Below are 26,385 nucleotides of genomic sequence, written 5' to 3' on the forward strand. Positions count from 1 at the left end.
CGTGCATTTTCTTAAAAAAGAGTATCTGGTCGTTTACTGTTTAAATAAGCAGATTTGTGAGCATCAGAAATTAACGGTAATTCATAATAATCAGCTAACAAATTGCCATACCGAGCATGCTTTTTATCTAATAATTCAGTTATTACTTTTTTTAATGATATTTCTTCCAGAGATTGGTGTGGATGAAAGTAAGAAGACTGATCAATAAGAGAATCTCCGACAGAACTTTTGACCCGCCAGCCTAAATTACTTTTTAAATGTACTGTACCCAGAAGGTAAAGTGCGTGATTAAAAAATAAACTATCGCTAACTTTGCGGGGAATATGACGACTGCAGTTATCATATGTGAAAATATAGCTAAAGCGATTAGTTGTCACGGATTCAAAAGCAGTTACATTATTTCGCAGTGACGAAAAACTTGCCATATTATGCAAAGCAATCCAGTCAATATTGCCAGTATTGTAGCTACGCAAGAAAAAATATGCTAAGCGACCTGTGGCAATCACGTTATGCCCGACTAAATTAATCTTACGTGCAAATTCTCTTTGAAATTCCAGCCCTGCTAACAGACAATTCTGAGCAAAAGATGTTAGGTGCGCTTGAGTGCTACGACAACTTAAAACAATCCCCTGATCACAGTCAAAAATTACGCTTTTGTATTTGCCTAAAAGGGGCCGCTTCTGAAACTGGTATAAAGCAATAGTTGCAGGATTTACACAATAAAATTTATCTTCAATCAAGTATTTATCTATTTCTCGATCTATCCCAATTCTTTGGCGCAAAAGCTTTTGCGACCAAAAACGATATTTATGTCCACTAGGCAGGTTCCAGATATCACTTTCTTTTTTTGACAATTCATTCCTCTCCTTTAATTAAAGTAGACGAATACTATTATACTGAAAATGTTATCGCTTGCATAGCTCAATTACGGGTAAAAAAACACAAAAAAACAAGAGCGATATAATCGCTCCTGTTCCTTAATTAGCTATAAAACTAATAATTAGTTAGCAAAGTTTGCAACCTTAACGTATTGCTTGCTTGGTCCACCAATTCTGTAGTAAGCCTTACCATTCTTGAATGTGTAAGGTGAACCAAAAGTAGTAACCTTTGAGCCAGCTTTCAATACACGTCTGTCTGCACGCTTCTTGCTAGTCTTGTACACATAAGCGTTATGGCTTAATGTACGTGAAGTACCATCGATGTTATCAGCCATTACGTATTGGTTGTCAGCAATTTGGTAAACTAAGCTGCCATCAGCAAGTTTAGTAGCTGCACCGATTACTTCAACTGTGGAGTAAGCACGTAACATATCAGTACCAACACGCTTGTGATCTTTATCGTAGATGTATGAGTTGTGCATAACAGTCTTCTTAACCTTGTTTGCAGGCTTAAATGTACCGTCAACATACTTGCTTTCTACGTAAAGGTCTGAATCAGCACTGTTAATGCGGTAATATGTCTTATCGCCAACTTTGATTGGTTCACCAAAGATAGCAATCTGATCACCGTTCTTAACAGTAGTCTTTGAATCTGTTACAGTGTTACCGTCAATCTTGTAAACTGGAACGTCACCATCTGATTGAACTGTCTTGTATTCTGCACCCTTAACACCAACAGTTAGTAAGAAAGTAACTTTAGTAGTCTTACCGTCAGCATTAGTAGCACTTACAGTAACTGGATATTTACCAGCAACCTTAGTATTAACTTTACTTACATCAACTGTAGGAATCATAGTAGTTGTGTCAGTACTACTTACTTGTGTCTTAAATGCATCTTGAATAGCCTTAGTATTAACTACACCATTAACTGGAACATAGTTGAAACTAACATCACCAATTGTGTCAAGAGTAGTTGTACCTCTCAAAGCAGTGCTTTGTCCATTAAAGTACATTTGAGGGAATGAACCATCAGCTTCCGTTGCTGTTGGGTTAACACGTACATTAAATGTAGCAGTTTTACCATTAGTTGCATACAGGTGTGTAGTAACTGTAAATGGAGCTGCTGGTTTGTCAAAACTACCATTAGCCTTTACAGTAACGCCAGCAGCCTTCAAGCCATCTCTAATATCTTGTTCAAGGTTCAAGAAACTTGGTGTAGCAGCTGAAGAGTCATTGCCAGCAGTTGTTCTAGGGGTATACTTACCATTCTTACCTCTTGAAGCGTCAATCTTGTCTGCTACAGCAGAAACACTGTAACTATTTGTGTCAAGATCTACTGAACCAGAGTCAGCAATTACATCCTTATCAGTATCTTTATCTCTATAAGTAACGTATGGTGCACCCTTCAAATCAGTGTTAGCAACACTAAATACTTTACTTTGAACTTGAACGCCTGAAATTACGCCAGTACCATCTGAAGTCTTAGTAGCTTTATTAACAGTATAGTCTGTATTAGCTTTCAAGCCACTAATAGTAACTGGAACAGTAGCTACATAAGATTTACCTTTTTCAAGCTTATCAACTGCTTTTGCACCGCTAGCTACAGTACCAGTGCCATCAGCATTTGCTGTAGCTTCATAAATAGAAGCTTTACCAGGAATTACATTAGCACCTGTTGGCAAAGTTGGGGTAGAAAGTGAAGCAGCAACTTTGGATGCTACATCGCCATCTACTAAACTAGTAGCGTTAGTTATATTCAATTCCAATGTAGCAGTAGTAATGCCGTCTTGTGTAGTTCCGCCAACAACTGGAATATTAGTATCAGCAAATACTGTTGATACACCGGCTGCAGCAACTGGAGCAACAGCTAATAAAGCAGCTGCAGCAGCACTAACAATTCTTAAATTTTTCTTCATGTGGTCTTTCCTCCTTGTGTATATACAAAATAGTAATAGGCTATAGGTTCAGTCGTGATGAGCCTACATTGTTACAACACCCTTCAAGCCGAATTCATAAGTTTATAACTCTTATGAGGTAGCTTTCGAGCTGAAGAACGCGCATGCGTACAGGCATTCGAACCTGAAGCATAGCTATTACTTACCACATTTCTTATTGTACCTACCTTTTGCTCAAATTGCAAGACATGTAGTTATTTAACATACTTTTGTAACAAACGCTTACAGCTTTACAACTTATTTTTTACTTTTCAAAAAATAATAAAACCCTCAACAGCACTACATTCAATGTTTTTTGCCGCTGACAAAGTTAATTAAGTTATTTTATTTTCTATTAAATTTTACAAAATAATAACAAAATAATTTGAAATAAAGTAAAAATTACGCCAAACTTGCCTTGACGTGATTTCCTATCTTTACTAATTATTTTTACCGCAAAATTGTTTGATTTTAATTATCGTTTCTTTAATTGTCTCCAAAAACTGCAGGCTACATTGACTGACCCTGAGTATTATCGAACAAACTAGTAACAGTTCGTTCAACATATGAAGCAGATTGTGGAGTTTTATACAAATCCACCCCTTCTTGCGCAAATGCTTTTGCATTTGCTATTGTTTCCATTGCTTTCTTTACCTCTGTTCCTGCCAAATTAGCGGCAGCATCTGGTAAAGACAAATTAACCTTTTTGTTTGCACCGTTTAGAAATACTAATTGTAAAGTTTTGGTTTTTGTTACCATATTATTTGCTCCTGTCTTAATCATTTTTAGTTGAGAGATTTTATTATTCATCACCAATAGGGATACCTTGTCTTTGAATTAAAGTCACTGCGCCCAGATCATCACCCTGAAGCTGTGCTAAAGCTGCACCTACTTTAGCCAAACTGCCAGCTGTTGCTCCTTCTCTAACGTTCTTTAAAATTCGTGATTTAGTACCGTCTTTGCTGTATTTGGAATTTAAAAATGTGTATTGGACTGATTGTTCTAATAATGCAAAATTCATATTATCTTTCTTCCTTTTCTAAATAGTGTAATCAACCCGCGCGCCAGATGTCTTACACTATTACTAACGAAAATTGGCGGCAAAATGTAACATTTTTTCTTAAAAAATGGTCACGTAAAGGTGAAAAAACACCATTGAGTAGTCAAATCTGCTTAAACCATCTATAATTAAACTAAGTATTAGTAAGGAGGATAAATTCCTATTATGAAAAAAACGACAATTGGTACGATTGTAGCAGTAGTAATTATCGCTATTGGTGGTGGCGTTTTTTACGCAACACAAAAATCCAATAATGATAAAGTTGAAGCTTCCTATAATAGTGCAATGACTACCGGTAAAAATGCGGTTGCTGATAAGGACTATTCAGAAGCAAGCTCTGCATTTGCCAAAGCTTTCAGTATCAAGAAGACTGACCAGGCTAAAGCTTATAAAAACCAGTCGGACAATATGATTTCCGCAATTAACGCAACTAAAAAAGGCAAATATAATGATGCGTTAAACGAAACTGCCAATGTAATTCAAAGAAAAAACGGCTATGCAGTTTTAGTAAAACAAGGTAAAAAATTAAAGACTACTATCGAAGATGTTCAAGATAATTATGAACATGAAATTCAACCAATCTTCCTCGCTGCATCCCAAGCGGAATTAGCTAAGCAATATCTTAAAGCAGCTGACCAATACCAAAAAGTTCTGGATCTGCCTTATATTGATGAACAATATTACAGTCAGTACAAGACAAAAGCAGAAAAAGGCCTCAAAGATAATCAAAAAGCTGCTAAAGAAAATGATAATGGTTCTTCAAGTCAAAGCTACAATTCAATTTCAGGCAAAGGACCAGATACTGGCAATGCCGGTAAAACCGGTGAGGGTTCCATGGGCAACCACAAAGTACATGGTAAAACGGTTACTAATAAGCAAATAGCACAACTGCGCAAACGTGTAGGCAAGTTTGGCTATGACTCAATGTCTTGGAGTCCGCAGGATTTGATCGATCTTTACAGAAAGTCTGGTCGAACTAAACCAAGCAAAATTACCAAACAAGATATTCAAAACTATCTTAAGCCGTAACAAACAATAATAAGTTAAACTTAATATGCTGAACCGTCCCGATCGTTACATGGGACGGTTTTTATTTAGCCGGTTTATCTATTTTATTGCAGTTGTGCAAAATGCTATAATTTTATTAATATTATTAAAAACTACCATATATAGAGGTTAAATTGCTCCAATAGTTGCTTTTATAGCCTAAACTCTGTAAAATGACTATTGACTTTCACGTTTCCTATTTTTATTAAAGGGGTGTCTGCTTTGACTGAAAAAGAAAATAATAGCAAAGAAAAAGATAACGAAAAAGAACAAGAAAAAAAGGATAAAGAAGAAGAAATCAAGGTTGTGATGCCTGACGCTGAATGGACAACCATGCCAGAAGAAGAGTTTGCAGAGCAACCGGATTACCTTAAAGTTTTCGCTGACTTTTACATTGCTCAGTTTAACCAACGCGATTTGGAAATCATGAACTTATATGATACCAATTCCAACATGGTTGACATCAACCACTATCTGCTTAATAACATTAAATTCACTCGCAAAGAATTAGTTAAACACGTTTTGCAATACCATGCTCAGAATTTCCAAAGCATAATTGACGAAATTGCTGCTAAAGATAGTGTTGATGCAGAAAAAATGACAACATATAAAGATTGGGATAACTGGTACGAAGAACGTCGCAATAAGATTTCAACTTCTTTATCATAATTTACTTGTACTAAAGCAAAAAAAAGAACAAAATAGATACTTGAATGAGAATGCCACACTGACATTCTTTTTTACTTAAGAATGAATATTTCAATATTGTCTATGGGAGTACATAATTACTATGGATAAAAAGACGAAGCGGATTTCAGCTGCCGGTCTATTAATTACCATCGGTATCGTTTATGGTGATATCGGAACTAGTCCGCTCTATGTAATGAAGTCAATCGTTACAGGCAACGGTGGCATTGCCAATGTTGATCGTGAACTGATTTTAGGATCAATTTCGCTCATTTTTTGGACAGTTACACTGCTTACCACCGTTAAATACGTCATGATTGCGCTCAGAGCTACCAACCGTGGTGAAGGTGGCATTTTTGCATTATACGCTTTGGTACGTAAGCGAGCCAAATGGCTTGTTATGCCGGCACTGATTGGTGGAGCAGCCCTATTAGCTGATGGGACATTGACTCCAGCTGTGACAGTTACCACTTCGATTGAAGGGCTTAAAAATATGCACTTTGGTTCAAGCGTACCGGTGCCTAACCAAAATGCTGTAATCATAATTACAATTGCCATATTGCTGGTACTTTTTTCAATTCAAATGCTTGGCACCAGCAGCATTGGTAAAGCATTTGGTCCTATAATGTTTGTCTGGTTTACATTTTTAGGCATTATCGGTATCTATAATATGGCTAATGACTGGTCAATTTTAGAAGCACTGAATCCCGTTTGGGCTATTAAAGTTCTTTTTAGTCCATCTAATAAAGCCGGCATCTTCATTTTAGGTTCAATCTTTCTGGCCACTACCGGTGCAGAAGCGCTATATTCTGATGTCGGTCATGTTGGTAAAGAAAACATTCGTGGATCCTGGCCTTATGTTTTTCTCTGCCTGTCTTTAAATTATCTGGGTCAGGGAGTTTGGATTCTGCAAAATCCACATTACCAAACAAATGGTGGTGAACTGAATCCATTCTTTGAAGCTGTACCAGGAGATTTACGAATTTTTGCCATCATTTTAGCTACAGTAGCCGCAATCATTGCATCCCAGGCACTAATTACCGGTTCATTTACATTAGTATCTGAAGCAAGCGGTCTGAAATTTTTACCACGGATGAATATTAATTATCCTACTACTAAGCATGGTCAAATTTACATTCCCTCCGTAAACAAAATGATTTGCGTGGCAACTATCGCTATCGTAATTTTCTTCCGAACTTCGGAACATATGGAAGCAGCTTATGGTCTGTCAATCACAGTCACAATGTTAATGACTACCCTGCTGCTCTTTGAATACTTGGGTTCAAAGCATCACCCATTAATTTTACGCCTTTGCTTTTTACTAGCCTTCGGCTTTATTGAAGGCATGTTCTTGATTTCCAGTTTGACCAAGTTTATGCATGGTGGCTACGTCACCGTCTTAATTGCCGGTTTCATTGGCGTCATTATGTTCATCTGGTACTTTGGTAATAAAGTTCGTGACAAGCATGAAGGTGCTCATACCTATGTCCGTTTGGACGAATACACTGATATGCTGACGGATTTAAGCCACGACGATGATTATCCCACTTATGCCACTAACTTAGTTTACATGGCTAAAGTTAAATACAATAAATTTATCAAACGTGAAATTATGTACTCCATCTTGGATAAAAGACCTAAACGTGCTCAAGCCTACTGGTTTGTAACTGTCAATATTACGAATGAACCGTTTACTGCCAGATATGCTGTTAATACTTTTGGTACTAAGAATGTCATTAACGTTCAGCTCTACCTTGGTTTCAAAAAACAAACCAGTGTTAATGTTTACCTGCGCCAGATTGTCCATGATTTAATTAAAGATGGTACTATCGAAGCACAGCCTCAGGAGTACACTACAACTCCCGGTCGTAAAGTGGGTGACTTCTCATTTGTAATTGTTAATGAAGTTGTCAGTCCTTTAACCCGACTTAAAGGCTTTGAAAAAGTTATGTTAAAAGCACGAGTTTGGTTACAAAACCTGTCTTCTAATCCAGCTTCATGGTTTGGGTTGGAATACACTGACACTGTGGTCGAGGAAGTACCACTCATTTTAGGTAAACCAAGACATAACCTGCATATTAAGAGAGTTGCACCGCGCGACTATTCCAATCTAAAGAATAAAGAATTTGAATAATATAAAATAGCACCTGTAGATCAAATTTACAGGTGCTATTTTTTAGTTAAATCGATTTTTCTATTCTCTATAATTAAGTTAACAAAAAACATTGTTCTGATTGGAACAATGTTTTTATTTTTAATACTAATTACCAAATATGTACTCGTTTCTCTGGGTCGAGCCACATGCCGTCTTCCGGTTTAACATCGAAGACTTTGTAAAAGTCATCTTGGCATTGACTTTGAACGTTAGCCCGCAGTGGACCAGGCGCATGAACATCAACAGCAATTTGACTCTTAATTGATTCAGTCAATTGCTTATTAGCCCAAATGCGTGCAAAGTTTTCAAACAGTTTCTTCAAATCATCATTTTCGTTCTTGGCAGCTTCAACAGCAGCAGTCAAGCCACCCTGATCAGCAATATTCTCAGAAACTATTTGCTTACCATTGAGTGTAACTGGTCCATATTCTATACCGTCAAACAAGTCAATTTCAGCTTGTGTCCGTTTCTTGAATTCAGCATAATCCTCATCAGTCCACCAATTAGTCATATTGCCTAATTCATCAAACTGAGCACCATTGTTATCAAAGGCATGGGAAACTTCATGAGCAATTACGGAACCGATGCCACCAAAGTTGGCTGCTCTGTCTTGTTTCAAATCATAAAATGGCTTCTGCAAAATTGCTGCAGGAAAAGTCAGATCATTTCTTTGTGGGTCATAGCAGGCGTTGACTAAATTACCTGGCATTGCCCAAACAGTTCTATCTACTTCTTTATGTAATTGTTCAAAATTATATTTTTGTTCAACAATAGCAAAGGCACGTTCATTAGAATAAAGACTGCCACCTTGACTAGCTGGGATAACCTTTAAACGATTGTAAATCTCTTCAATTTTATCTGGATAACCAATCTTTAATACCAAAGCATCAAGTTTAATGATTGCACGTTTCTTGGTTCGTTCAGAAAGCCAATCGTTATTCTGCAGACGTTCCTTGTAAACATCAAGCATACGGTGAATCATGTCTTCAACGTCTTCTTTGGCTTCTTTACCAAAATAGGTTTGACCATAATAAACGCCAACTACTTCGCTAAATGAATCATTTGCAATGTGATAAGCTTGTTTTTCACCAGTTGTCAATTGTGGTTGACCACTAAGCGCCTGAGCAAATGGAAATGATGCTTCACGGAAATCTTGTGACAAAACATCGGCAACACCATTAATAAAGTTAACCAACATCCAGCCTTTGATTTCAGCAAAGTTTTCTTTATTGATAATTTCGTTAATATGATCCAAATAACGCGGTTCTTGAACTATAATTCTGCTTGGTTCCTCACCGATTACTTCTCTAAGAAAATAAGAAATTTGGAAATCAGCAAACTTAGCTTCAAAATCAGCAATCTTCATTGGATTATAAGTAGCAGGATAATCAGCCCACTCTTCACTTGACTTAACTATTTTGGCCAGCTTTTTGTCAAACTTAATTGCATCTTCAGCATATTTTTCTGCTCTTTCTTCAGCTATACCTGCCATAGTTAACAGTTTAACTGATTGCTTTTGCAAAATACCTAACAATTTTGGCGCATCAAGTGTTTGATAAGTAGTTGTATCTGGTAAAAATGTCCCAGGACCTGCAAAATTCAACGCATTGACTTTGGTGTTCTTCATGTCAGGTTCAACATCAAGACCAAAAGGAATTGCGGCAAAAGTTACTAAATCTGGTGCATTTAAATTAAAGTCAGAAAAATCTTTTAAACCATCAAGAAGTTCCAAGTCAGACTTAATTGGTTCAGCTCCATCAGAGTTTCTTTTATCAAAATCTTTAGCCAATTTGTACAACTTAACGGCTTCATCAAAGTTAGGCACACTTGGTACTTCTTTTTTTCCAGCCGCAAAATCAGTAAAATCCTGCATCAAATGCTTTTCAACATCAACATCAATACCATCAAACGAAGCCATTCGTGACCGGTCTTCCGGAATCTTAGTTTTTTCAATCCATTCTGAGTTAACAGCCAGGTATAGGTTGTCCTGTGGGCGTGCATCAAGCTTAGGCTCGATGATATTACCACTACCGCCTCGAACTGCGAAGTTTTTATTCATTCAGAGAGTCCTCCCCTTTTTATCTAAATTAAAAGTAGACTAAATTAATATTATCATTCTAATTATACCCTTAACATTAAAAAGTCTTTACAAAATTACTTATAAAGCGTGATATGCTTATGCAATTTTGCGTGCAATGGCAATAAGAGCAATACCATCAGAAAAATACCACAGGCAGCAATAATGAAAAATGGAATGTAACCTGCACGATCAATTATCATGCCGCCAAATAATGGACCAAAAGCCTGACCAATGCCACGGGCAACATTAATTTCACCCTGATATTTGCCCTTGCTGTTTGCTGGAGATAAGTCGTTAATGTATGCCGGAACAGCTGGAAATGCAGTTGCTTCACCCATAGTCAGGATAAACATTGATAATGCAAAGTGGGCAAAATCTTTAGCAAAAATCAACGTGGCAAAAGAAATTGCAAACATGAGCGTGCCAAAAATAATTTGCTGAAACAAGTTCTTAAACAAATTAGGATAGCGTGCCAAAATCACTTGAATAATGACTATTACGGCACCATTTAGAGTCCATAACAGGCTATATAAATGGAAAGGTATTCCCAATGAAACCATGTAAACTGACAGGTTAGACTCCCAATTCATGTACATTAGCCATGTCACAGCCAAAGAAATCAAAAATCCGACCATTAACATCACGTTATATTTGGGCATAGGATCAACTTTTTGCTTTACGCCCTTTTTAATACCATTCTTTTTGCGATTTTGGTGAAAAGTATTAATTGGGCGATAATGAATCGCTGCATTAACGCAGGCAATGGCAAATAGTGAAGCTGCTAAAATAAATAAGAACTCAATTGAAAAGTCATAAAGATATCCTACCAGCAGTGTCCCTGTGACAGTACCGACATTTTGGGCAAAATAAATCAGATTAAAAACATAACGCCCTGAATATTTACGCAAGCTTGTTGCTATTGAGTTAATTAAGGTGCCATTCCAACCACTGATGCAACCGGTAAGAATAAGCCAAAACCAATATTGCGGCCAGCCATGGAAAAAAGCCATCATGAACAAAACAAAGGCATCCAGTCCTAATCCTGTAACAATTAGTGGGTATGGGTTCAGACGGTCATATAAGCGTCCAGCTAAAAGCGAACCTAATACATTGCTGGCACAATTGCAAAATAAAACAACCCCTATTACAGAAAGGCTGATGTGTAATTGCTTGTTTAAATAAACCGAAGTCAAGGGCCAAACAAAACTCGACCCGATCCACGTGGCCAGCTCCCCCAGTAATAGCCAGCGTAACTTAATTTCAGTTTCTTCATGAGATCCATGTTTAAGTTTCATTTATTCAGTCCTTTCTTTTTTAGTTTCCATTTACCAGTTTAGCAAGAAGTATTAAAAAAGAATACCCCCAATAAATAGCTGAACTGGTATTTTGCATACAAAATAATAATTTTATTCTTAGAGAAAAAAGATGACCACCAGCGATTTGCTGCAATCATCTTTATTGCTGTTTAATTAATCCAGAGCCTAGAAGAATTGACCCTTATTTTCCTGATAATACTTTTGGTAGCGTCCTTTATAATTATGAAACATATATTTCAACAGCAGCCACCGCTTAAAATTGCGGTCCTGATCATAAAAGACTGTTGTACCATAACGTCCCTCATGGATTAACTCTTCAGCCATTCTTTTGGCTTCATTATCAACAGCGTATTGCTTAAACACATTGACAGGTATGCCCAGCCACAATTTATGCTTTGACTTTAACTTATTGCAGTAAACCGGCTCCTTATCGTTTAAGCTGTCATAAACATAGTCATCCACATACCATTTCGCCAAGTTATAACCATTAAGCGTTACATAAAAGCTTGAACGACCTTGGCGCAGATTGATTTCAAAGAATTTATATTTACCATCTCGCGTATCATACTTGATGTCAAAGTTGGCCATCCCCGTATAATTGATTTTTTCCAAGAATGATTCAACTTGCTCGTATAGCTTTTCGTCATAATCAGGCAAAATTGCCATATAATTGCCAATTGACTGAGGTGTCGGATCCTCCAGCAATGGGTGACCCATACACATCATCTTGATATGATGCTCCTTATCAACATAAGCATTTAATACACGCATGTTGGAATCATCGCCAGGAATAAAATCTTGCAAGATCAAGTCTTCATGATAGCCATTTTCATAAATTTTGGTGACAATATCACGCAATTCAGTTTCATTATGAATGGTAAAAGCTTTTTTACGACCCTCAAACTGCACATCAAGCCAGGAAACAGGATCTTCCGGCTTGAGTTCCATAGGATAGCCAAAGGGAAGTTCCAGATAATTTTCTGCCTTGTAATCAGCCATCGTCACAATCTTGGTTTTAGGGTATGGCAGACCACATTCTTCAGCTATCTGGTAAAAGTTTTCTTTTGAAATTAGTTTTTGTAATAAATCGTAGTCAACATAGGGAACTACAAAAACTTGTTCCAATTCTTCCTTATGCTTTGCAAGCAATTCAGAATAGCCGTCTCCACACGAAATCAGAATTACCGGTTCTTCATGATCCTGGTAAATTTTCATTTGCTCACGCATAACTTCAATAAAAGTAGGATCTTCGCTGAAGCCATGATGTAACTCCACACTGACAATTTTAGAATAACGTGTTGCCGCCAGCTGACTGTCAGCCAGCGCCTTTACGCTAATACCGTATGCCTCGTTAAACGATCGGGCCATGCCGTAAACATTAATGTCACTGCCAAGTAAAATTGGCGTAAAGTTTCGTTTCATTAATAAATTGTTCTCCTCATTAAACCAGCTTGCCCTGCTTAATCAAGCTGGCAACTTCTGGTTGAACATGCTGGTATTTGGCAACTGTCCCTTCATAATCAACAAAGAATAATTTATACCATACCAAAAATGTATAAATAGTCCAAATTTGTCGACGATAGGAACCGTCACCCTTGTAGTTTTCATCAAGTAGAGCCAAAATTTTATCCTGCTCGAAAACGTCTTGTACAAAGTCTTCACTGAATAATTCGCGCACGTGTTTATAAAAACGGGGTTCTTGCAACCATTCTTTGATTGGGGTTGGGAAGCCTAATTTTGGTCGTTTAGCCCATTCATCCGGTAAAACCTTTTCTGAAGCCTTGCGCAAAGCATACTTAGTGTCATGCATGTTCACTAAGTAATCAGTCGGAATTGAATTGGCTCTTTCCGCAACCTTTTTATCAAGGTATGGCACCCTTAACTCCAAAGAATGAGCCATAGAAATTTTATCCGCCTTTTGTTCAATATCATTTAGCATAAAGTGGTGCAGATCAATGTACTGCATCTGACGGACATTATCGAGGTCTTTTACCTTTTTAAAGTCACTTTGGTAAATTCCGTTAACAGTTAATTTATTCCGATAAGATGGCTTTAAAACACTGTTAGCATCTTCAGATGTAAAGATAGTCGGATAATCCATGTCATAGATAACTGATTGACCAACGTAAAATTCACTCGGTTCAGCCAAATTGGTGTACAAATGAACCTTACCAGGGAAGTTCGGCATTTTTTTAATTCTGTGTGCCAGTTTAACCCTGGTCTTCTTCGGCAACTTTTTGCATTGGGAAGTAAAAACTTTAATAATGCTGTTGTGCGTGTGCATTCCGTAGTTAACGTAACCTGCAAATAATTCGTCCGCACCTTCGCCAGACAAAGCAACTGTCACATGTTTACGTGCCATCTTGCATAAATACCATAATGGAATTATTGACGGGTTAGCATCCGGCTCATCCATATGGTACTGCATTTCCGGAAAGTCATGCATGGCTTCATCTGCCTTAACCTTATCAGAAAAGAAATGCCAGCCCTTCATATCAGCTAAAGCCCTGGCCTTTGAAGCTTCATCATAAGTTGCATCATCAAAAGAAATTGAGAATACATCATCCGGATTTAATATACTAGTGATGTAACTTGAATCCACTCCTTCTGATAAGAAGGCACCAACCGGAACATCGGCAATATGGTGCAATTTAACTGACTCATGTAAATCTTCGTCAATTTTATTGACGGTTTCTTCAAAACTTAAAGTATTGGCCTTATATTCTGCATCCCAGTACTGATGGGTTTTCATTTCACCATCTTTATATTCGAACCAGTGACCGGCTGGAAATCTATAAATTCCCTTGAAAAAAGTTTCATGCAAATCATTATACTGGTTCATCAAGTATGGTTTAACAGCTTCAATGTTTAAACGTCTTTTAAAACCAGGCATTGCCAAAAAGCTTTTGATTTCTGAGCCTATCATTAAATGACCATTCTCATCACTGTAATAAAGTGGCTTAATACCAAAGAAATCGCGCGCACCATATAGCGTCTGAGTATTGTCATCCCAAATCGCAAAAGCAAACATGCCGCGAACACGCTTGAGCAAGCCATCCATGCCCCACTCTTCAAAGCCATGCAGAAGAACTTCTGTATCAGACTTAGTGGTAAAAGTATGACCCGCAGCAATTAATTCATCTCTCAATGGCTGGAAGTTGTAGATTTCACCATTGAAGATAATGGCCATTGTTTTATCTTCGTTGTAAATTGGTTGACTGCCACCACGCAAATCAATGATTGATAATCTTCTAAACCCTAAAGCAACTTTATCGTTGGTATAAAAACCATCTGAATCAGGACCACGATGCATAATTGCCGCCATCATTTTACCGATAGCGGCTTGTTTATCATTTATTTCTGGATTATAAAATGCAACAATTCCGCACATTGCTTATCTTCCCTTAATTTATGTTACTTTGTATATTTTTGTCTTTAATTTAACTTTTCTATTATATGCTAAAAGCCGGGCAATTTCCAAATTGCCCGTCGCGATTTTACTAAATATAAAAAATTCTGCGTTTGCTGGCAGCACCATAACCAAAAGCCTGAATATAATGTCTCTGTATGTCAATATTTACAATATAACCCGCAAATTCGGTTTGATGATCAATTTGTCTTTTCCAATTCTTGTTATATTTAGTAGTTAAAGCATGGTTAGATCCCATCAGTGCCGAACAGTTAAACAAGATATACTGAATTCCGTTAATGCGGTATTGGTCTTCGTTATGTCTGTGACCACAAAAGTAGGCAATAATGCGCGCATTTTTCACATTAGTAAAATCAAAGTCATTAGCTAAACGAAACTCTGGTGGAATTCCGTGGCTGGAATGCATTTGTCCTTTTTCACCCTGATTGAAGGCAACCAGTAACTCGTGCAGAGAACGACCATTATACTTCAAAGCATTTGAACCCTTACGATTAATCGGATTAGCATGGCTCATAAAGATAATTTGCTTATTTGATGACTGCTCCAGTATTTCAATAATTTCTTCAATTTGATCTTCTCTCACAGCCAAAGTAAGTTTCACATCATATTTTTTTCTGCCTTGTGCATCCAAATAGTAAGGCAAATCAGAAGTATTAACGGAAATAAAGCGTAAATCATCCACATCATAGTAACAAACTCCATGTTGCCGGGAAATATAATGGACACCTTTTTGCTTATACAAGGCGGGCCACATAATCCCTTCAAACTCATTCTCAGGAAAAGAGGCTCTTAAATCATGATGTTCATCAAATTTATCATTTTCATCATGATTTCCCTTAATAAGTATATAAGGCACTTTGTCTGAAACAAATGAATCACGCAATTTAGTTAATTCACTTTCACCCAAAAAGCCGGTATCAGAGCCATCAATCCAGTCACCCAAATGAACTTTTAAACTTAAAAGTCCTGAGTCATCAAGGTAAGAAAATTCGTTAACGTGAGTTAAGCCGTTCCAGCCATAAAAGTCCATACTATTACGGTCTTTATAATGGGTATCAGTAATAACGCTGACATTAACAGAGTTTTTCCCTGTGCGAATGTGGCCTTTGACTCTTTCAACAAAGCGATCCAGGTATTCTTCTACAACATAGCGTCTGCCAGTTTTGCGGCTGACAAAAGCGCGGTAGCGCTGCAGTTCAGGACTAAATCGGCGGACATATTCAGGCTCTAATTTATCTGTACTTTCCAAACTGAGAGCTTGATGCAAAATTTTTTCTTCATCTTGGTAAACTGTCAGAGTATACGGCTGATCATTAGGTGTACCCTGTTCACCATCAACATGATACTCTCCTACCGTTAAATAATTTTGCATAGGATCAAGCTGTGCATCTTTTTTCTTAAATAAAGAACGTAATCTAGCCCCGTTTATCTTATCAGCTAATCCTTTAGTATACTTTAAAATACCCATATTTTGCCTCTAGCAGAAAGAAAAAAGAGCTGAACACACATTCAGCTCTAAAATTATAAACTTTTTTCTAAAGCGTGTGCCGCTAAACCAATTGACAGAAGTGCATCTTTAGACAAAACTCCTTGTAATGTTTTTGGCGCTACTTCTTCAACAGCTCCAATTACTTTTAAACTGTAACTAACGACATGAAAATCTACCAGGTTGTTGTAAAACCCGTCTTCATACGGATTCTCATGATTATAAGTTAGATTAATTTCGTTTTTATCAACAAAACCATCAACATGGTTAGTCAAAATCCGATCCTGCAAATCGGTTAATTGCTCCGATAACTTAATTAAAGTCAGTTTATGATCACTTTCAGTGTCATAATACTGCTCTTGACTCATGCCGAAGTATTCTTTTATTGGCTTATGCAAAACGTGCAAATTATCAATTACACGATAAACTGCCTCGGCATCAAAATCTGTTTCTTTATTTAAAATACTTTCTTGATTTGCGGCCAAGTCATCGGCCAAAGTTATTATTTCTAACTTCTCCATGGTATCCTCCTAAAGTTCATTATATATTATACCAAAAAAACAGCTATTGCACTTTTTGAAGGAAAAGTTTCTGATATTTAAGGAAAAAGAAAATATTTAAAAAATTCCAACCAACAACCGACCAAATTGTTTTTAAAAGAATAAAAATATTTTGGCGTATTTATTTATGAACGTTAATATATATTTAAGGAGAATAAAAATGAATAATATTACTCGCTGTCCTTGGAGTGACCATGATGATTCCTTAATTAGAGATTACCACGACCACGAATGGGGCAAATTAAACTTAGATGAACGTTACTTATTTGAAATGCTGGTGCTGGAACTGTTTCAGTCTGGTCTCAGTTGGTCTACAGTTTTGCATAAACGGCAAAATTTTCGCCAGGCTTTTTGCAATTTTGTTCCCGCAGAAGTTGCACAAATGACTGAACAGGATCAGGCGCACTTATTGCAAGACAAAGGAATCATTCGCAATCAAAGAAAAATTGCCGCTGCAATTACCAACGCACGCGCACTATTAATTATTGATGCCAAATACGGCAATTTTGCACATTATTTACAAAAATTTATTCCCACTCCTATTATTCATCATCCTCAGACAAGTGATGAAGTACCAACGACAAACAAGATTGCCCAAAAACTAGCAAGACAGATGAAACAAGACGGTTTTACTTTTGTTGGTCCTGTAATTCTATATTCATTCCTTCAAGGCGTTGGTTTAGTCAACGATCATTTAGAAAATTGTCCCTTCAAATATCACGGATAAAAAAAGTGAATCAAGCTGATACTTACTACTTGATTCACCATATTCAGATATTTTCGTTTTTAGACTAATTTTTTACGGATCCAGCCTGAAATCCAGTCAATGATCACAACCATAATGATGATACCCAGTAAAATGATACCAACTCGGTTCCATTGACGGTATTGCAACGCAATGATTAACGGGTAGCCAATACCACCGGCTCCAACTAAACCTAAGATAGAAGCAGAACGAATCGAAACATCAAACCGATATAACGTGTTTGAAATCAAAGCCGGCATTAAGTTAGGCAAAGTAGAAAACATAATAATATTTGTCTTTGAACCACCGACAGCTGTAACTGCTTCGTTAGGACCATCATCCAGGTTTTCAATTGCTTCAGAAAAGAGCTTGGCGAGCATCCCCACTGAGTGAAAGCCTAGTGCCAAAACACCGGCAGCAGAACCTGGTCCGACAGCTTTAATAAACATTAAGGCTAAAACAATTTCTGGAAATGATCTGATTACTGCCAGCACAATCTTGCCTGACCGTGAGACATACCAGTGCTTGTGCTTAGTATTTGCGGCCCAAAAAGCAAAGGGCAGTGAAATAATGGCAGAAATGAATGTTCCTAAAAAGGCAATGCAGACAGTTTCCCATAATTGCGACAGCAGGTCTTCACCTGAGCCGTTATAGACATAAGACCAATCAGGATGAAAAATGCCAGAAAAGATCGCACCGGCAATTTGTCCGGCTGTTTCTTTGATTCCGCCAAAATCGATTCCTGTGCATGACCAAATAATTAAGACTGCTGTAACAATTGCTATGAGCCAGTGCAAAACACGTTTTTTGACATCTATGGGCCTAGGAGGCAATTTTTTCATACTTGTATCCATTATTGCATCAACGCCTCCCGTGATTTAGATGAAACATAATCAATCAGTACCACTACTATAATGATCACGATAATAATTGTACCTGTCTTAGGATAATCAAAAATCTGCAGTGTCTGTTGCAGATACAAACCAATACCACCGGCACCGATATAACCTAAAACAGTTGAAGCACGCACGTTAATTTCAAATGCATACAAACAATAGGAAATAAAATAGGTAATAACCTGAGGCAAAACCGCAAAGACAATGATTTGCAGCTTATTAGCACCAACAGCCGTTAGGGCTTCAATTGGACCCGGATCAATAGTTTCAATTGCTTCATAAAACAGTTTGACCACAATACCGAACGTACAGATAGCCAAGGCTAAAACACCGGCTACTGGCCCTATACCGACAATAGCTACGAAAATAGCACCTAAAAGCAGGTCGGGAACTGTTCTAATGATATTCATAATAATCCGCAATATCCCAGTAAGTGCTTTATTTTTCACAATATTGCGGGCAATAAGCAAAGAGTAAATAAAAGCAATTACAGAACCGATTGCTGTACCCAAGATAGCCATCTTAATAGTTTCCAGCAAAAGTGGCACTACTGTACCCAGATAAGACCAGTCAGGATGCAGCATTTGCAAGAAAATGTCGGCAAATTGCCCAAAGTTGGCAAACAAGGCACCTAAGTCAGTTTTAGTTTCATTAGTAGAAATGAATAATCCAGCAATAAAAAGCAGTACCCAAAGCAAATTTAAGATTTTAAATTTTTTCTTAGGCAAAGCCTTCAGCTTTTCTTGTTCTGAGCTACTCATCTTCATCACCACCGGAATAGATCTGATCAAACGTTGCTGCTGGAGTATCAGACATTTTGCCGTCATAGATAATTTCACCATCACGAACTCCAATAACCCGCTTGCCGAATTCCTGTGCCAGTTGCACGCTGTGCAGGTTAATGACAACAGTCATGCCATGCTTTTCATTAAGCATCTGCAAGTCTTTCATCACCCGACGTGAAGTCTGCGGGTCAAGTGAAGCTGTTGGCTCATCCGCCAGGATAATATCCGGGTTTTGAGTCAAGACACGCGCAATAGCTACCCGTTGCTGCTGTCCACCGGACAATTCATCAGCCCGAGAGTAAACTTTGTCTTCAAGATCAACCTGTTGCAAAGCGTCATAGGCTCGTTGTTTATCTTCTTTAGTAAAAAGGTTTAGAGTGGATTTCCAAGTTGGATAATATCCAACTCTGCCAGTTAAAACGTTACGCATCACACTTGAGCGCTTTACCAAGTTAAAGCTTTGGAAAATCATCCCAATATGACGACGCAAAGTTCTTAACTTTTTACCTTTGGCCTTAGTAATAGATTCACCATTAATTAAAATATCACCCTCGGTAATATCAATTAAACGGTTAATCGACCGCAAAAGCGTTGATTTGCCGGCGCCAGATAGACCAACAATAACGACAAATTCACCTTTATTGATAGTTAAATTGACGTCTTTTAAACCAACAACATCTTTGCCATAAACTTTTTTAACGTTTTTTAATTCGATTATTGGCTTAACTGCAGAATCTGCCATTATATACTTCCTTTGTATTCCCTATTTTTTGGTCGATTCAATAACTTTTTCATATTTACGCACAACGTTAAAGTCACTGTCTTTAGTGTGAACGTATCCTTCATGGGTGTAAATACTCTCGATGACTTTTTTACCGTTCTTAGACTTGCCAATATCGATAAATGCCTTGGCCAGCTTCTTTCTGAATGAATCAGACATGCTGGGAACAACGGAAATTGTATCGTTTGGAATAGGCTTAGTAAAGTAAATTGGTACTACTTGACTCATGATTTTAGGATTGTCGTCTTTCACAATTGTCCGCGCATCTTCAAATACAAATGCGGCATCTGTGTCACCATTGAGGACATTCAAAACAGCTTGATCCTGACCAGTCACAGTGACTAATTTGCAACTCTTGCGTACATCAAGACCCTTTTCCTTCAATTCAGCAATCGGGAAAACGTAGCCGGCTGAAGATGTTGGGCTTTGAATAGAAATTGACTTGCCTTTTAAATCTTTCCAACTCTTAATTTTAGAATTTTTCTTAGCTACAATCTCAGCACGATAGAAGTTAACTAGTTCCTTTGTTGGACGTCCGTTTGGTTGTTTAACTCCATATCTTTGCGCTTGGAGCAATACATCTGCTGCTCCTTGCTTGTGAGCTAAAATATAACCATTTGGCGGCAAAAAACCTACATCAACTTTCTTAGACTTCATGGCTTCGACCACTGTGTTGTAATCAGTAGACATTGAAACGTGAACTGGAATACCTAAACGGTCTGACAGCATCTTTTCCAGTGGTTTTGCGCGAGACTCCAACTTAGTGGCTGCCTGACTTGGAACGAATTGGACGTTCAATGATTTTGGCGTGCCGCTATCCTTGCTCTTTTCCTTATTTGAGCAGGCAGTTGCCATTAAGGCTACTAAAAAAACAGCAGCACAAGCTAATATTTTTCTAAATTTTCTCATCATGCCCTCCCAGACATAAAAAAAGACTTTAGCTAAAAACACAAATGTGAATTAAACTAAGTCTTTCAATAACACTTTTACTAAAAAAGCGAACAATACCTTTTTGAAAGGAACGAAAAGGCTTTTTTGCAAAAACTTCAATGAACGCTAGGCGCCGTTGATATTTTTGCATTAACTTCACTCTCCTTTCGACATACTGTATTTATTCTATCAAATAATAGCAGAAATGTTTTATTTAGAAAAGAGAATTGACTATAAATCTTATTTTGTTTAAGAAAGTTTATTTAATTCCTATTATGCAGCTTTTTTAGATTTTTAAAATATCAGCAAACTATTTCTTAGTAGAAGCAATTACTTTATTGTATTGACGAATAATGTCGTAGTCGCTGTCTTTTGCGTAAGTATAACCTTCTTGGTTATAAACATTTTCAATAATCTTCTTACCTTCTTTAGACTTGCCAATAGCAATAAATGCTTTAGCCAGCTTCTTTTTAAAAGATTTTGGCAAACTTGGGATAACTGAAATAGTATCATTAGGAATACGCTTCGTGAAGTAGATTGGTACTACCTTGCTCATAATCTTCGGATCATCATTCTTAACGTTATTACGTGCATCTTCAAATACGAAAGCAGCATCAGTATCACCGTTTAAAACGTTTAAGACACCTTGATCGGCACCCTTAACAGATACAGTCTTGCAACTCTTGGTTACATCTAATCCCTTTTGCTTTAATTCAGCAACTGGGAATACATAACCAGAGTCGGAAGTGATATCCTGAACCGAAATTGACTTGCCTTTTAAGTCCTTCCAGCTCTTAATTTTTGAACCCTTCTTAACCAGGATTTCACCACGATATGAGTTGACTAATTCTTTGGTTTGAACGCCATTTGGTTGTTTAATGCCATAACGAACTGATTGTAAAAGCAGGTCAGCTGCTTTTTGCTTGTGAGCCATAATGTAAGCGTCTGAAGGCAAGAAACCAACATCAACTTTCTTTGACTTCATAGCTTCAACTAAGCCATTGTAGTCAGTTGACATTGAAACATGTACTGGGATGCCAAGGCGTTTGGACAATAGTTTTTCCATCGGTTTAGCCCTTGCTTCCAGCTTATTGGCAGCTACACTCGGTACGAACTGAACGTTGAGTGATTTTGGCGTATTACTACTTGAACTAGACTTCTTACTTAAATTGGAACATGCTGTAGCACCAACTGTTAATAACAGTACGAAACATGCTATCAGAAACTTTTTGATTTTGGTCATTTGTTTTTTTACACTCCTAATAAATATACCATAACTTCATTTTGCTTAAGCATAAACATTGTTGTCACTTTCATGGCAATACATTCATGTAAATATCCAAATAAAATCGATCTGAATTAACTTCTGCTTCTATTTTCCATTAATATCCTCCGGAAGTTAAGCAAATAAAAAAGGCAAAATATGCCTACTGCATATCATGCCCAAGTAGTTATTCTGAAAAAAAAACGAACGGTTAACGAAGATAATTGTAAAGTATTTAAATAGGAAAATAAATTATAGGTTTTTCCTGTTACTTTCATTGCCCTCAACCTTCCAAACAGTACAATTACGTTCATTTCATACAGATGATACCATAAATATTCGCAATTACGCAAGTAAATTTCGGATTTTATTTCGTTATTGTATTATGAAAGTTAATTTTACGAACATCAATAATATAATATTTTTTAAGGTTCCTTATTTTGCATAAAAAAGACACACGAATTATCTATCATATGTCTTTTAATTTTAGAACTCTATTTATTTTTACGTTCTGGCTTAATTGGATTATTGTCAATATCCGTTCTGACAATAAGGACATCAGCCAAAGCATGTTGATTAACATATTCAGTAACAGAACCCATCAACATTCTTTCAACTGCATTTAAACCAGTTGCACCCATAATAATCAAATCATTATGATGATCTTTAATAAAGTCATAGGAAATAATTGCTTTCGGGCTGCCATAACGAATGTGGTAATCAATATCATCAAAGCCCAAATTGCCATGAGCCCATTCCTTTAAACTCTTGAGGTATTTTTCTGAATCTTGCGTCATCTGATAAACGGTGTCACCTGTAATCAGCGTATCTTGCATCTCACCTAAAAACTGTCTGGTATCAATTACGCTTAAAACATCAATGTGGGCATTTTCCGTCATTGCAATTTTAACTGCTTTATCAAAGGATCTTTCTGCCGACTCTGAACCGTCGACTGGAACTAAAATACTAGCTTTTTTCGTTTCCATGTTCTCACCCTTTTGAAATATATTGTTCTTTTGTTTATTTTACCATAATTTTGATATACTCTTGGCTTTTTTTATAATTGTTTATATACTTGTTTATTGCTAAAATTAGGTGTAATTGTCAAACGTAAAGGTGGAGGTATCATGACCCAAAAACTAAAAAATCAATTAATTGGCGTAAAAAGTGGCCGTAATTTTCGCGAGCTTGGTGGCTATCAAACTAATAGCGGTAAAACCGTCAAAATGCACAAATTGCTTAGAACCGCTAATTTGGCATTGCTTGATAAGACTGATCTGAAGTTTTTACACGACTATGGCGTAAAATACGTTGTTGACTTTAGAAGCAAGGACGAAGTTGACCGCGAACCTGATCGTATACCTGAAGGTGCTGTTTACAACTTCGATCCAGTATTTAGCGAAGATTTGACTGAATCTTCTAAGGGAATTGACGAAATTCTCAGCGAAAAGCATCAGGATCCTAAAGCTGGATTTGACCACATGTTTTTAGCCTATGATGACATGATTAAAAGTGAGTCTGCCCAAAGAGCCTACCGCCACTTTTTTGACGTGTTGCTGGCTAATGACCAGGAAAATCAAAGTGTGATTTTTCATTGTACTGCTGGCAAAGATCGGACAGGTTTTGCGGCATTATTAATTTTATCGGCTCTTGGCGTACCATTTGAAACAATCAAAAAAGATTATCTTTTAACAAACGTTGCCACCAAAGACTTTGTTCATAATTTTTTACAAAAAGCTAAAGATGAAGGAGCAAATGACGCAACCCTAAACATCTTAAAAGACTTGCAAACTGTACATTCTGAATACATTGACTTTGTACTTACAACTATAAATAAAAATTATGGTAGCGTTGAAAACTACTTACGTGATATTATGAGATTAACTGATGATGAAATCAGTAAGTTGCGTGAAATTTATTTAAATTAGGTTTAATGGTAAGGAGAAATTTTATGACTAAAACAAAAACTGTTTATTTTGGTGCAGGTTGGTTTAACGATAAGCAAAACGATGCTTACAAAAAGGCAATGAAAGCTTTAGAAGAAAACCCAACCATTGACCTTGAAAACAGTTATGTTCCTTTGGATCATCAATATAAAAACATCAGCGTTGAGGAGAATCCCGAATATCTGCGTGATCGTGAATGGGAAACTGCAACTTACCGTGGCGATTTAACCGGTATTAAAGCCAGTGATGTTATGATCGGGGTATATCTACCTGATGAAGAAGACGTAGGTCTTGGTATGGAACTAGGCTATGCTTTATCACAAGGAAAATACATTGTGTTGGTCATCCCTGATGAAGACTACGGCAAACCAATTAATCTAATGAGCTGGGGCGTTTGCGACATTGCCCTTAAAGTGAGTGAATTAAAAGATTTTGATTTTAATAAGCCTCGCTTTGGTTTTTATGATGGTGCTGTTTATTAAAAATAACATTTTCTTGAAGTAAAACTAAATAAGACGAATAAAAACCGTTTCTAGCGAAACGGTTTTTGTGTGAGCAAGATATGTCTGTTCAAGACACTTTAGCTTAGTGCGTATAATTAACTGCATGTTGTTAAATTAGCTCTATCTTTGCAATTTAAAATGCCTTGTGTTCTTTTACGCTATGAATTCTGCTCTAATACTTAATTGCACCATAAAGGTATCCATGCTAAAATACATGTGTAAGAAAAAGGAAGACTTACGCCATAAGTCTTCCTCACGTAGAGCTGCCACAAAGGACGGTAACTGCGCTTATAATATTTTTTGTTTTACATTAAAACCGCCCAGCCAGTATCTAGGACGGTTTTTGATTTGCTCATTTATCATGATGCTTGTAAATAAAAACCGTTTCTGTTGAAACGGTTTTTGTGTGAGCAAGATATGATTGTTCAAGGCAGTTTAAGCTTAGTGCATAAAATTAACTGCATATTGTTAAATTAGTGCTAGTTTTGCAATTTAAAATACCTTGTATTCTTTTACGCTATGAATTCTGCTCTTATAATACTTAATTGCACCGTAAAGACATTCATGCTAAAATACATGTGTAAGAAAAAGGAAGACTTACCTCAATAAGTCTTCCTCACGTAGAGCCGCCACAAAGGACGGTAGCTGCGCTTATAATATTTTCTGTTTAATATTAAAAACCGCCCAGCCAGTATCTAGGACGGTTTTTGATTTGCTTATTTATCATGATGCTTGTCAATAAACATTAACAAGGTCAAGATAAACATACCAATGTTAAGCATTAAACTTAACGCTTCGGCAGTGCTCATCAACTGCTGCTCCTTTCTTTTGGGAGACTGAAGTATGAATCAAGATAATTCATAGGCCTCACTTCCTTCATGAAAGCGGCAGCTACCGTACTTTTAACTTTTCTACGCTAATTAAATTATAACAAACCAATCTCAAATATTAACTTGATTTTAGAAAATTATCTATAATCATATACACCAAGCCATTAAAATGGCTTGGTTTTTATTTTGAAGGTTATTTCAGTAGTTACAATACTTATTAATGCACGCATCAAATGCTAATCATGCCTCTGCCATGGTATCTGCCGTTTATAATTTTGAAGTAAGGTCTGCCCCAGCAGATAGTTCATTTCTTGTTGTATAGCAATTAAAGTTATGGGAACAAATAAAGCGACACTCTTTAAAACAAATTTTCTATATCTAAATTGTTTATTCTGTCAAATAATCTAAAATGCGAAACATTGCCCTTTTATTTTCCTTGGGAACAGGATGCTCAATAATTTGCTTAGCTGTTTGTTTAAACACCGAACCGGATAGATATTGCGCGTCGTTAACCACAATTTCTTTGATATTATCTGTTTCTGGTTCTAAATGAAACTGCAAACCAACGGCTTGTTTGCCCAAGACAAAACCCTGATTTTGTAAATTATCATTGGCAAATAAGACCTCAGCTTCTTCTGGTATTTCAAACATCTCTTCATGCCAATGTAATACTTCTAATTGGTCAGGCAAACCGCTAATTAATTTAGACTGCAACTTGACCGGACTCCAGCCCACCTCTTTAACTGGGGCCTTTTTAACCAGATAGCCTAAAGTTTTAACAATTTGTTGCGCGCCAAAGCATACTCCTAAAACAGGCTTTTTTTCTTGAAATAGCTGCTTAATTAACTGACGCTCCTGCTTAATCCATGGCAGATCATCATTTGGACTCATAGGACCGCCTAAAATAACTAGTAAATCTGTTGTGGCAGCAGCAGGCAAAATGCCAAATTGGTAGGGATGATATACATAAAAGTCATGGTGATGCAGGTCAGCCCATTCCTGAATTGAACCGGGGCCTTCGTTTGGCGCATGTTGTAATACATTAATTCTCATTATTTTGCTCCCTTTTAAA

At 37.0% G+C, this 26,385-nt stretch carries 24 protein-coding genes; 6 read left to right on the forward strand and 18 right to left on the reverse strand.

Annotation, left to right across the window (positions count from 1 at the left end):
* Positions 1 to 11: 11 nt before the first annotated feature.
* From H3T43_RS02845 to H3T43_RS02860, 4 genes are all read right to left on the reverse strand, one after another.
* On the reverse strand, positions 12 to 854 hold the full coding sequence (locus tag H3T43_RS02845; RefSeq protein WP_198212447.1) for a hypothetical protein: 843 nt from the start codon (positions 852 to 854) through the stop codon (positions 12 to 14).
* Positions 855 to 1,000: 146 nt separating this feature from the next.
* Positions 1,001 to 2,794 carry an SLAP domain-containing protein gene (locus tag H3T43_RS02850; protein WP_198212449.1) on the reverse strand — a complete coding sequence of 598 codons (1,794 nt, stop codon included), beginning with the start codon at positions 2,792 to 2,794 and terminating at the stop codon, positions 1,001 to 1,003.
* Between the two features lie 528 nt (positions 2,795 to 3,322).
* Positions 3,323 to 3,571 carry a DUF2922 domain-containing protein gene (locus H3T43_RS02855; RefSeq protein WP_109586780.1) on the reverse strand — a complete coding sequence of 83 codons (249 nt, stop codon included), beginning with the start codon at positions 3,569 to 3,571 and terminating at the stop codon, positions 3,323 to 3,325.
* A 43-nt stretch (positions 3,572 to 3,614) separates the two neighbouring features.
* On the reverse strand, positions 3,615 to 3,833 hold the full coding sequence (locus tag H3T43_RS02860; protein ID WP_198212451.1) for a DUF1659 domain-containing protein: 219 nt from the start codon (positions 3,831 to 3,833) through the stop codon (positions 3,615 to 3,617).
* A gap of 204 nt (positions 3,834 to 4,037) precedes the next feature.
* Here H3T43_RS02860 and H3T43_RS02865 point away from each other — a divergent pair, with 204 nt between their 5' ends.
* The 3 genes from H3T43_RS02865 to H3T43_RS02875 all read left to right on the forward strand — a co-directional run bounded on the left by H3T43_RS02865 (position 4,038) and on the right by H3T43_RS02875 (position 7,740).
* The gene (locus tag H3T43_RS02865; RefSeq protein WP_198212453.1) at positions 4,038 to 4,901 is read left to right on the forward strand and encodes a hypothetical protein; all 864 of its coding nucleotides are present in this window, start codon (positions 4,038 to 4,040) and stop codon (positions 4,899 to 4,901) included.
* Between the two features lie 240 nt (positions 4,902 to 5,141).
* Complete coding sequence (locus H3T43_RS02870; RefSeq protein WP_198212455.1) at positions 5,142 to 5,588, forward strand: hypothetical protein; 447 nt, start codon at positions 5,142 to 5,144, stop codon at positions 5,586 to 5,588.
* Positions 5,589 to 5,709: 121 nt separating this feature from the next.
* Positions 5,710 to 7,740 (forward strand): KUP/HAK/KT family potassium transporter, encoded by a 2,031-nt coding sequence (locus H3T43_RS02875; RefSeq protein WP_198212457.1) that lies wholly within the window; start codon positions 5,710 to 5,712, stop codon positions 7,738 to 7,740.
* Positions 7,741 to 7,870: 130 nt separating this feature from the next.
* Here the strand turns inward: H3T43_RS02875 and H3T43_RS02880 are convergent, their stop codons facing one another.
* The 6 genes from H3T43_RS02880 to H3T43_RS02905 form a co-directional block, all read right to left on the reverse strand.
* Entirely contained in the window at positions 7,871 to 9,820 is a 1,950-nt protein-coding gene (locus H3T43_RS02880; protein ID WP_198212459.1) for a M13 family metallopeptidase, read from the reverse strand.
* A gap of 95 nt (positions 9,821 to 9,915) precedes the next feature.
* A complete protein-coding gene (locus tag H3T43_RS02885; RefSeq protein ID WP_198212461.1) occupies positions 9,916 to 11,136 on the reverse strand; it encodes an MFS transporter in 1,221 nt (406 codons plus the stop codon).
* 186 nt (positions 11,137 to 11,322) lie between these two features.
* Positions 11,323 to 12,579 (reverse strand): carboxylate--amine ligase, encoded by a 1,257-nt coding sequence (locus H3T43_RS02890; protein ID WP_198212463.1) that lies wholly within the window; start codon positions 12,577 to 12,579, stop codon positions 11,323 to 11,325.
* A 19-nt stretch (positions 12,580 to 12,598) separates the two neighbouring features.
* Entirely contained in the window at positions 12,599 to 14,548 is a 1,950-nt protein-coding gene (gene asnB, locus H3T43_RS02895) for an asparagine synthase (glutamine-hydrolyzing) (protein ID WP_198212465.1), read from the reverse strand.
* A gap of 109 nt (positions 14,549 to 14,657) precedes the next feature.
* Positions 14,658 to 16,055, reverse strand: a complete 1,398-nt coding sequence (locus H3T43_RS02900; protein WP_198212467.1) for a metallophosphoesterase — start codon at positions 16,053 to 16,055, stop codon at positions 14,658 to 14,660.
* A 53-nt stretch (positions 16,056 to 16,108) separates the two neighbouring features.
* The gene (locus H3T43_RS02905) at positions 16,109 to 16,594 is read right to left on the reverse strand and encodes a hypothetical protein (RefSeq protein ID WP_034978240.1); all 486 of its coding nucleotides are present in this window, start codon (positions 16,592 to 16,594) and stop codon (positions 16,109 to 16,111) included.
* Between the two features lie 199 nt (positions 16,595 to 16,793).
* Between H3T43_RS02905 and H3T43_RS02910 the strand changes: the two genes are divergently transcribed.
* Complete coding sequence (locus H3T43_RS02910; protein WP_198212469.1) at positions 16,794 to 17,360, forward strand: DNA-3-methyladenine glycosylase I; 567 nt, start codon at positions 16,794 to 16,796, stop codon at positions 17,358 to 17,360.
* Positions 17,361 to 17,419: 59 nt separating this feature from the next.
* Here H3T43_RS02910 and phnE (H3T43_RS02915) read toward each other — a convergent pair whose 3' ends face one another.
* The 6 genes from phnE (H3T43_RS02915) to H3T43_RS02940 form a co-directional block, all read right to left on the reverse strand.
* Positions 17,420 to 18,232, reverse strand: a complete 813-nt coding sequence (phnE, locus tag H3T43_RS02915) for a phosphonate ABC transporter, permease protein PhnE (RefSeq protein WP_198212471.1) — start codon at positions 18,230 to 18,232, stop codon at positions 17,420 to 17,422.
* Positions 18,232 to 19,035, reverse strand: a complete 804-nt coding sequence (phnE, locus tag H3T43_RS02920) for a phosphonate ABC transporter, permease protein PhnE (protein ID WP_198212473.1) — start codon at positions 19,033 to 19,035, stop codon at positions 18,232 to 18,234. The genes phnE (H3T43_RS02915) and phnE (H3T43_RS02920) overlap by 1 nt, the downstream gene beginning before the upstream one ends.
* Positions 19,028 to 19,801: a phosphonate ABC transporter ATP-binding protein gene (phnC, locus tag H3T43_RS02925; protein WP_122052955.1), complete on the reverse strand. Its 774-nt coding sequence runs from the start codon at positions 19,799 to 19,801 to the stop codon at positions 19,028 to 19,030. Before phnC ends, phnE (H3T43_RS02920) begins: the two co-directional genes overlap by 8 nt.
* A gap of 21 nt (positions 19,802 to 19,822) precedes the next feature.
* On the reverse strand, positions 19,823 to 20,749 hold the full coding sequence (locus H3T43_RS02930; RefSeq protein WP_198212475.1) for a phosphate/phosphite/phosphonate ABC transporter substrate-binding protein: 927 nt from the start codon (positions 20,747 to 20,749) through the stop codon (positions 19,823 to 19,825).
* A gap of 331 nt (positions 20,750 to 21,080) precedes the next feature.
* The gene (locus H3T43_RS02935; RefSeq protein ID WP_198212477.1) at positions 21,081 to 22,013 is read right to left on the reverse strand and encodes a phosphate/phosphite/phosphonate ABC transporter substrate-binding protein; all 933 of its coding nucleotides are present in this window, start codon (positions 22,011 to 22,013) and stop codon (positions 21,081 to 21,083) included.
* A gap of 515 nt (positions 22,014 to 22,528) precedes the next feature.
* Complete coding sequence (locus H3T43_RS02940) at positions 22,529 to 23,020, reverse strand: universal stress protein (protein WP_198212479.1); 492 nt, start codon at positions 23,018 to 23,020, stop codon at positions 22,529 to 22,531.
* Between the two features lie 141 nt (positions 23,021 to 23,161).
* On the opposite strand from H3T43_RS02940, the gene H3T43_RS02945 reads away from it, so the two are divergent.
* A complete protein-coding gene (locus tag H3T43_RS02945) occupies positions 23,162 to 23,962 on the forward strand; it encodes a tyrosine-protein phosphatase (RefSeq protein ID WP_198212481.1) in 801 nt (266 codons plus the stop codon).
* Between the two features lie 23 nt (positions 23,963 to 23,985).
* The gene (locus H3T43_RS02950) at positions 23,986 to 24,462 is read left to right on the forward strand and encodes a nucleoside 2-deoxyribosyltransferase (protein ID WP_109586793.1); all 477 of its coding nucleotides are present in this window, start codon (positions 23,986 to 23,988) and stop codon (positions 24,460 to 24,462) included.
* 737 nt (positions 24,463 to 25,199) lie between these two features.
* Here the strand turns inward: H3T43_RS02950 and H3T43_RS09360 are convergent.
* Positions 25,200 to 25,292: a putative holin-like toxin gene (locus H3T43_RS09360; protein WP_223896294.1), complete on the reverse strand. Its 93-nt coding sequence runs from the start codon at positions 25,290 to 25,292 to the stop codon at positions 25,200 to 25,202.
* A 408-nt stretch (positions 25,293 to 25,700) separates the two neighbouring features.
* Complete coding sequence (locus H3T43_RS02955) at positions 25,701 to 26,366, reverse strand: type 1 glutamine amidotransferase (protein WP_198212483.1); 666 nt, start codon at positions 26,364 to 26,366, stop codon at positions 25,701 to 25,703.
* Between the last annotated feature and the right edge of the window lie 19 nt (positions 26,367 to 26,385).

This window comes from Lactobacillus sp. M0396, assembly GCF_016101625.1.
In the GTDB taxonomy this organism is placed as follows: domain Bacteria; phylum Bacillota; class Bacilli; order Lactobacillales; family Lactobacillaceae; genus Lactobacillus; species Lactobacillus huangpiensis.

Coding starts and splice junctions, on each gene's coding strand:
- H3T43_RS02850 (WP_198212449.1), bottom strand. CDS start 2,794: ATGAAGAAAAATTTAAGAATTGTTAGTGCTGCTGCAGCTGCTTTATTA.
- H3T43_RS02930 (WP_198212475.1), bottom strand. CDS start 20,749: ATGAGAAAATTTAGAAAAATATTAGCTTGTGCTGCTGTTTTTTTAGTA.
- H3T43_RS02905 (WP_034978240.1), bottom strand. CDS start 16,594: ATGGAGAAGTTAGAAATAATAACTTTGGCCGATGACTTGGCCGCAAAT.
- phnE (WP_198212473.1), bottom strand. CDS start 19,035: ATGAGTAGCTCAGAACAAGAAAAGCTGAAGGCTTTGCCTAAGAAAAAA.
- phnC (WP_122052955.1), bottom strand. CDS start 19,801: ATGGCAGATTCTGCAGTTAAGCCAATAATCGAATTAAAAAACGTTAAA.
- H3T43_RS02875 (WP_198212457.1), top strand. CDS start 5,710: ATGGATAAAAAGACGAAGCGGATTTCAGCTGCCGGTCTATTAATTACC.
- H3T43_RS02940 (WP_198212479.1), bottom strand. CDS start 23,020: ATGGAAACGAAAAAAGCTAGTATTTTAGTTCCAGTCGACGGTTCAGAG.
- H3T43_RS02890 (WP_198212463.1), bottom strand. CDS start 12,579: ATGAAACGAAACTTTACGCCAATTTTACTTGGCAGTGACATTAATGTT.
- H3T43_RS02910 (WP_198212469.1), top strand. CDS start 16,794: ATGAATAATATTACTCGCTGTCCTTGGAGTGACCATGATGATTCCTTA.
- H3T43_RS09360 (WP_223896294.1), bottom strand. CDS start 25,292: ATGAGCACTGCCGAAGCGTTAAGTTTAATGCTTAACATTGGTATGTTT.
- asnB (WP_198212465.1), bottom strand. CDS start 14,548: ATGTGCGGAATTGTTGCATTTTATAATCCAGAAATAAATGATAAACAA.
- H3T43_RS02950 (WP_109586793.1), top strand. CDS start 23,986: ATGACTAAAACAAAAACTGTTTATTTTGGTGCAGGTTGGTTTAACGAT.
- H3T43_RS02945 (WP_198212481.1), top strand. CDS start 23,162: ATGACCCAAAAACTAAAAAATCAATTAATTGGCGTAAAAAGTGGCCGT.
- H3T43_RS02900 (WP_198212467.1), bottom strand. CDS start 16,055: ATGGGTATTTTAAAGTATACTAAAGGATTAGCTGATAAGATAAACGGG.
- H3T43_RS02860 (WP_198212451.1), bottom strand. CDS start 3,833: ATGAATTTTGCATTATTAGAACAATCAGTCCAATACACATTTTTAAAT.
- phnE (WP_198212471.1), bottom strand. CDS start 18,232: ATGGATACAAGTATGAAAAAATTGCCTCCTAGGCCCATAGATGTCAAA.
- H3T43_RS02855 (WP_109586780.1), bottom strand. CDS start 3,571: ATGGTAACAAAAACCAAAACTTTACAATTAGTATTTCTAAACGGTGCA.
- H3T43_RS02935 (WP_198212477.1), bottom strand. CDS start 22,013: ATGACCAAAATCAAAAAGTTTCTGATAGCATGTTTCGTACTGTTATTA.
- H3T43_RS02955 (WP_198212483.1), bottom strand. CDS start 26,366: ATGAGAATTAATGTATTACAACATGCGCCAAACGAAGGCCCCGGTTCA.
- H3T43_RS02885 (WP_198212461.1), bottom strand. CDS start 11,136: ATGAAACTTAAACATGGATCTCATGAAGAAACTGAAATTAAGTTACGC.
- H3T43_RS02865 (WP_198212453.1), top strand. CDS start 4,038: ATGAAAAAAACGACAATTGGTACGATTGTAGCAGTAGTAATTATCGCT.
- H3T43_RS02880 (WP_198212459.1), bottom strand. CDS start 9,820: ATGAATAAAAACTTCGCAGTTCGAGGCGGTAGTGGTAATATCATCGAG.